We start from the raw sequence: 5,391 nt of genomic DNA on the forward strand, positions 1-5,391 counted from the left end.
CCGCGGACGGTGCGGGGGTCTGCGGGCGAGGGGCTCAGCGTTCGCGCTCGCCGCGGATGAAGGCCTCCAGGTTGGCCCTGGCCACGTCGTCGGGCTGCTGCTCGTGCGGGGACTTCATGAAGTACGCCGAGGCCGAGGTCAGCGGACCCCCGATCCCGCGGTCCGCCCCGATCTTCGCCGCCCGGATCGCGTCGATGATCACCCCGGCCGAGTTCGGCGAGTCCCACACCTCCAGCTTGTACTCCAGCGAGATCGGGGCGTTGCCGAAACCGTGGCCCTCCAGGCGCACGAAGGCGAACTTCCGGTCCTCCAGCCACGGCACGTGGTCCGAGGGACCGATGTGCACGTCCTTGGTCCCGAACTCCTTCTCCACGTTGGAGGTCACCGCCTGGGTCTTGGAGATCTTCTTGGACTCCAGCCGGGTGCGCTCGAGCATGTTCATGAAGTCCATGTTCCCGCCCACGTTGAGCTGGTAGGTGCGGTCCAGCACGTAGCCGCGGTCCTCGAACAGCTTTGCCAGCACCCGGTGGGTGATCGTCGCCCCGATCTGGGACTTGATGTCATCACCGACGATCGGCACCCCGGCGGCGGTGAACTTGCCCGCCCACACCGGGTCGGAGGCGATGAACACCGGCAGGGCGTTGACGAAGGCCACCCCCGCCTCGATCGCGGCCTGGGCGTAGAACCGGTCGGCTTCCTCCGAGCCCACCGGCAGATAGGACACCAGCACGTCCACCTGCGCGTCCTTCAGCGCCTGGGCCACGTCCACCGGGGGCTCGGTGGACTCCTCGACCACCTCCCGGTAGTAGGACCCGAGCCCGTCCAGGGTGGGCCCGCGCTGGACGGTGACCCCGGTGTGGCCGACCTCGGCGAAGACCATGGTGTTGTTCTGCCCGGCGGTGATCGCCTCGCACAGATCGACCCCGACCTTGGCGGCGTCGACGTCGAAGGCGGCCACGAACTCGATGTCGGACACGTGGTAGTCGCCGAGGACCACGTGCATCAGACCGGGCACGGTGGCGCCCGGATCGGCGTCGGCGTAGAAGTGCACGCCCTGGATCAGCGACGAGGCGCAGTTGCCGACACCGGCGACGGCCACGCGAATGGGATGGTGGGACACGGGACTCCTTGGTCATGGGGTGGGCCGCACCCACCGTGCGCCGGTGCGGGCGGCCTCGTGGGGTCGAGGGGGGCTGTGGGACGCGGTGGGCCGCACCGCAGCGGTGCGTCAGTGGCCGCGGTCGATCCACTCCTGCAGGTGGGGTTTCTCGTGGCCGATGGTGGTGGGCTCTCCGTGCCCCGTGAGGACCTCGGTGCCCTCCGGCAGGGTGAGCAGCCGGTCCCGGACGGAGTCGATGATGGTGCCGAAGTCCGAGTAGGAGCGTCCGGTGGCCCCGGGCCCGCCGGCGAAGAGGGTGTCCCCGGAGAACAGCACTCCCTCGTCCCCGAGGTCGGGGGCGTGGAAGCACACCGAACCGGGGGAGTGCCCGGGGGTGTGCAGGGCGACCAACCGTGTTCCGGCCACGGAGAAGCGGTCGCCGTCGGCGATCTCGGCGTCGAAGCCGGTCGTCGGGTGCACCTGCTCCCACAGCATCGTGTCGGCCGGGTGCAGGTGCACAGGAGCCCGGAGGGTCTCGGCCACCTCGACCACTGCGCGGATGTGGTCGTCGTGGCCGTGGGTCAGGAGGATCGCGCGCGTGTCGCGGATCCCCACCGCAGCCGCCACGGCAGCGGAGTCGTGGGCGGGGTCGATGACGAGGCACTGCTCGTCGTCGCCCACGATCCAGACGTTGTTCTGGACCTCCCAGCTGCCCCCGTCCAAGGAGAACGTGCCCGAGGTCACCAGCCGTTCCACCCTCACCCGTCCGGAGGGGCCGGCGTCGCAGTCCGCGGTGGTCATGTCCTGCCGCCGCTCGGCTCGGTTCCTGTCCGGTACCGGCATCTGCCCGGAGACGCACCCCGCGCTCATCGCGCCGCCTCGAGCGCCTCGTCGGCTCCGGGGTGCGGGGTTGGTGCCGTGTCCACGCTCAGCACGGGGCCCCTGCCCCTGGACACCACACGGTGAACTCGGTGCATCGCGCTCTCCTCTCCGTAGCGGTGCGGCCGCTGCTCCCGGTGGCCGATGAAGTGGCCGATGAACACGGGCCTGCTCCGGTCCCCTCCGCGGCCACCGGTCAGACGGGGCTCATTTTGTGCAACATGTATCACCATGTGCAACGCAGTTGGTGGGAAAAGTCTCCGGGGATCATCCTCCCCTGTCAAGGGAGGTCGGGGAGGATGCCTCCGCGCACGGACGACCTCGGAAGCCTGCCCATCTCCCGCGAGGGCCTCGTCCGCAGGCGCACGAGCGCGGACAGCCGCGCCCGCGTGCGGTTCGCGGCCCGGTGGGGCCGCCGGCCGCGAGCGCACGTGGTGAGCGGTCACCGGATGCGGCCGGCCTGTTCGTGGTCGGCCTCGTCGAGCTCCATGCGTTCGAGGATCGTGGCCGAGATCTCCTCGACGGACATGGAGGCGGAGTTGACGTGGGGAATGCTGTTGAGGGCGTACAGCTCCTCGGCGTTGCGCAGCTCCCAGGAGCACTGGGCGAGGGAGGCGTAGACGGTGGCGGGTCGCCGTTCCTGGCGCACCTGGCTCAGCCGGAGGGGCTGGGAGGTGAGCCCGAAGCACTTGCCGGTGTGGGGCGCGACGGGTGCCGGCAGGGCCCGCCGCTCGAAGTCCTCGTCCACCAGGGGGAAGTTGGCGACACGGATGCCGTGCTGCAGGGCCAGGTACATGGTGGTGGGGGTCTTGCCGCAGCGTGAGGGGGCGATGAGGATCAGGTCGGCACGCTCGAGGGCCCGGACGGACTGGCCGTCGTCGTGCTCCATGGCGTACTCGACCGCCGCCATCCGGGACTGGTAGCGGGTGGCGTCGACCAGGCCGTGCGCGCGGCCGGGCCGGAGATTCGCCCTGGCGTGCAGCGCGGCCTCGAGCTGGGGGAGGTGGGTGCCGAAGAGGTCCACGAAGAAGCCCTGGCTGCCGGCGAGGACGTCGCGGATGACCGGATCGACGACGGTGGAGAACACCACCGGCATCCGCCCGGCGGCGGCCACGGCGTCGATCCGGGCCGCCACCTGCCGCGCTCGCTCCACGGTGATGATGAACGGCACGGTGTGGCGCTCGAAGTCCTGTTCCGGGAACTGCGTGATCAGGGTGTTGCCCAGGGTCTCGGCGGTGATTCCCGTGCTGTCCGACAGGAAGAACGCCACCGGGCAGGTGCCGGTCATATCCTCGCGTGGCCTTTCTCTCGTGGTGCGCCCCGCGTGTGGGGACCCCGTCCCGGCGCGCGGGGCGCCGGGACGGGAGGCCTCAGGCGGTGGGCTGGGGCGTGGCGCGGGCCAGGGCCAGCCAGGTGTCCACGACGGCGTCGGGGTTCAGGGAGACGGAGTCGATGCCCTGCTCCAGCAGCCACAGGGCCAGGTCGGGATGGTCGCTGGGGCCCTGGCCGCAGATCCCGACGTACTTGCCCCGGGCCCGGCAGGCGGCGATCGCCATCCCCAGCAGCTTCTTCACCGCCGGGTCGCGTTCGTCGAAGGATCCGGCGACCAGGGCGGAGTCGCGGTCCAGGCCCAGGGTGAGCTGGGTCAGGTCGTTGGAGCCGATGGAGAACCCGTCGAAGTGGTCCAGGAACTGATCGGCCAGCAGGGCGTTGGCGGGCAGCTCGCACATCATCACGATCTCCAGGCCGTTCTCCCCCCGTTTCAGACCGTTGGCCGCCAGCAGCTCCACCACCCCCTCGGCCTCGGCCACCGTGCGCACGAACGGGACCATGAGCTTGATGTTGGTCAGGCCCATGGTGGTGCGGGCGTGCCGCACCGCGGCGCACTCGAGCTCGAAGGCCGCACGGAACACCGGCGAGAGGTAGCGTGCGGCGCCCCGGAAGCCGAGCATGGGGTTCTCCTCCTCCGGCTCGAACTCCGGTCCGCCGAGGAGGTTGGCGTACTCGTTGGACTTGAAGTCCGAGAGCCGGATGATCACCGGCTCCGGGGCGAAGGCCGCCGCGATCGTGGCGATGCCCTCGGCCAGGCGCTTGACGTAGTAGTCGCGAGGTCCGGCGTAGGCGGCGATCCGCTCCCGGATCTGCCCGGCCACACCGGGGTCCAGCTCCGGGGAGCCGTTCTCCAGGGCGAGCAGCGCCAGGGGGTGGATCCCGATCTGGCGGTTGATGATGAACTCCAGCCGGGCCAGCCCCACCCCGTGGTGGGGCAGCTGGGCGAAGCTGAACGCCTGCTCCGGGGTGCCCACGTTCATCATCACCTTCAGCGGTGCTTCGGGCATGGACCCCAGGGCGGTCTCCTCGACGGTGTAGTCCAGCAGCCCCTCGTGGACCAGGCCCGTCTCGCCCTCGGCGCAGGAGACCGTCACCGGATCCCCGTCGGCCAGCACCTGAGTGGCGTTCCCGGCCCCGACCACGGCGGGGATGCCCAGCTCCCGGGCGATGATCGCGGCGTGGCAGGTGCGCCCGCCGCGGTCGGTGACGATCGCGGCGGCCCTCTTCATGATGGGTTCCCAGTCCGGGTCGGTCATGGAGGCGACCAGGACGTCACCGGCCTGGAAGGAGGCCATCTGCTCGATCGAGGACAGCACCTTCACCTGGCCGGCGCCGATGCGCTGGCCGATGGCCCGGCCCTCGACCAGGACCCTCCCGTCCTCGTGCAGCCGGTACCGGGAGACGGTCCCGGCGGCCCGGCGCGAGACCACCGTCTCGGGGCGGGCCTGCAGGATGTAGAGGCGCCCGTCGGTCCCGTCCTTGCCCCACTCGATGTCCATCGGGCGGCCGTAGTGGTCCTCGATGGCCACCGCGAACCGGGCCAGCTGCTCCACCTCGGCGTCGTCGAGGCTGAACCGGGCCCGCAGGTCCGGGGCCACGGGCACGAAGCCCACCGTCTCCCCGAGCTCCCGGGAGTCCGTGTAGGTCATCTGCAGGGCCTTGGCCCCGAGCCCGCGCTTGAGCACCGCCGGCCGGCCCGCGGCCAGGGCCGGCTTGTGGACGTAGAACTCGTCCGGGTTCACCGCCCCCTGCACCACCGCCTCCCCGAGCCCGTAGGAGGAGGTGATGAACACCGCGTCGGTGAACCCGGACTCGGTGTCCATGGTGAAGACCACCCCCGAGGCCCCGACGTCGGAGCGCACCATGCGCTGCACCCCGGCCGAGAGCGCCACCTCGGCGTGGGCGAACCCGTGGTGGACCCGGTAGGCGATCGCCCGGTCGTTGTAGAGGGAGGCGAAGACCTCCTTGACCGCCGCCAGCACGTTCTCCACGCCGCGGACGTTCAGGAACGTCTCCTGCTGGCCGGCGAAGGAGGCCTCCGGCAGGTCCTCCGCGGTCGCGCTCGAGCGCACCGCCCAGGA

General features: G+C 71.0%; 4 protein-coding genes. All 4 read right to left on the bottom strand.

Going from position 1 to position 5,391, the window contains the following annotated elements; translation table 11 throughout:
• Nucleotides 1-34: 34 nt before the first annotated feature.
• On the bottom strand, nt 35-1,120 hold the full coding sequence (locus ACH9D2_RS11165) for an inositol-3-phosphate synthase (protein WP_396362874.1): 1,086 nt from the start codon (nt 1,118-1,120) through the stop codon (nt 35-37).
• Between the two features lie 108 nt (nt 1,121-1,228).
• Nucleotides 1,229-1,900, bottom strand: coding sequence for an MBL fold metallo-hydrolase (locus tag ACH9D2_RS11170; protein ID WP_396362899.1), 672 nt, complete (start codon nt 1,898-1,900; stop codon nt 1,229-1,231).
• Between the two features lie 520 nt (nt 1,901-2,420).
• Nucleotides 2,421-3,266, bottom strand: a complete 846-nt coding sequence (locus ACH9D2_RS11175; protein ID WP_396362900.1) for a pyruvate, phosphate dikinase/phosphoenolpyruvate synthase regulator — start codon at nt 3,264-3,266, stop codon at nt 2,421-2,423.
• A gap of 82 nt (nt 3,267-3,348) precedes the next feature.
• On the bottom strand, nt 3,349-5,391 hold a 2,043-nt coding region (gene ppsA, locus ACH9D2_RS11180; RefSeq protein WP_396362901.1), incomplete at its 5' end, for a phosphoenolpyruvate synthase.

The organism is Kocuria rhizosphaericola (assembly GCF_044462205.1).
GTDB lineage: Bacteria > Actinomycetota > Actinomycetes > Actinomycetales > Micrococcaceae > Kocuria > Kocuria rhizosphaericola.

Coding starts and splice junctions, on each gene's coding strand:
- ACH9D2_RS11175 (WP_396362900.1), bottom strand. CDS start 3,266: ATGACCGGCACCTGCCCGGTGGCGTTCTTCCTGTCGGACAGCACGGGA.
- ACH9D2_RS11170 (WP_396362899.1), bottom strand. CDS start 1,900: ATGACCACCGCGGACTGCGACGCCGGCCCCTCCGGACGGGTGAGGGTG.